The organism is Mycobacterium ostraviense, assembly GCF_002705925.1.
Taxonomy (GTDB): domain Bacteria; phylum Actinomycetota; class Actinomycetes; order Mycobacteriales; family Mycobacteriaceae; genus Mycobacterium; species Mycobacterium ostraviense.
Map to the genome: position 1 here is coordinate 1 of NZ_NKRE01000025.1, position 476 is coordinate 476.

Genomic DNA, 476 nt, shown 5'->3' on the forward strand with positions numbered 1-476 from the left:
GTCATCGACGCGGTTGGCGCGGGTGCTGATCGAGGCGGGGGTCGGGCCCGAGCGCGCGGTGGGCGTGGCCATGGACCGGTGTGCCGACCTGGTGGTGACGTGGTGGGCCGTGGTCAAGGCCGGCGGGGTGTATGTGCCGGTGGATGCGGCCCATCCCATCGAGCGCATCGCCGCGGTGCTCGACGCGGTCGACGCGGTGTGTGTGCTCAGCTGCGCCGCCCACAGCCTGGCCGGGGCCGGGGCGCGCCCGGTAATCCGCGTCGACGAGCTGGACCTCTCGGATCGCCACGCCGACCCGATCACCGACACCGACCGGCGCTCCCCGCTCAGCGCGGACAACACCGCCTATGTGATCTTCACCTCCGGCTCCACCGGCACCCCCAAGGGAGTGGCGGTCGGCCACGCCGGCCTGCTGGGGATGGCCGCGGCCCAACGCGAGCTGTTCGGAGTAGGCGCCCAGGCGCGGATCCTGATGG

Annotated in this window: 1 protein-coding gene; it reads left to right on the forward strand. The window is 73.3% G+C overall.

The features are described 5' to 3' along the window. A partial coding sequence (locus CDN38_RS27670; RefSeq protein WP_142361387.1) for an AMP-binding protein occupies positions 1-476 on the forward strand: 476 nt, incomplete at both ends.